Source organism: Vibrio sp. 1180_3 (assembly GCF_029478545.1).
Taxonomy (GTDB): domain Bacteria; phylum Pseudomonadota; class Gammaproteobacteria; order Enterobacterales; family Vibrionaceae; genus Vibrio; species Vibrio aestuarianus.
Genome location: NZ_SJFM01000203.1, coordinates 1 through 363, shown reverse-complemented (window position 1 = coordinate 363; position 363 = coordinate 1). Strand labels below are relative to the sequence as shown.

The 363-nt window shown below is 42.7% G+C and carries 1 protein-coding gene; it reads right to left on the bottom strand.

Going from position 1 to position 363, the window contains the following annotated elements; translation table 11 throughout:
* Nucleotides 1-322 (bottom strand): VOC family protein (locus tag EYW48_RS21580; protein ID WP_277433091.1); only part of this gene is annotated, 322 nt, incomplete at its 3' end.
* Nucleotides 323-363: the final 41 nt, after the last annotated feature.

Sequence of the window (363 nt, the reverse complement as noted above, 5' to 3'; positions counted from 1 at the left end):
CACTTGGCTCAATGAAGTGGAAACGACAGCCACCAGGAAACTCAAATATCGGGCGAGAGATTTCACCACCATTTTGAATAACTTTAGCCAATGTAGACTCTATATCTGCGCTGTAGAAGACCAAAAGAGCCCCACCCGTTTTTGTCTGGCTGCAAGAGTCTGATTTAAAGAAGCCACCGTCTAAGCCCTGATTGGAAAAAGCCGAATATTCAGGGCCATAATCAACGAAATCCCAACCAAACACAGAAGAGAAGAATGACTTTGTTGATTCCAAATCCTTTGCGCCAAACTCTACATAATTTAGCTTTTCATGCTGATTCATTTCCTGCCCCTTTGTAATTTTTCCGAAAAGCGTATAACGCC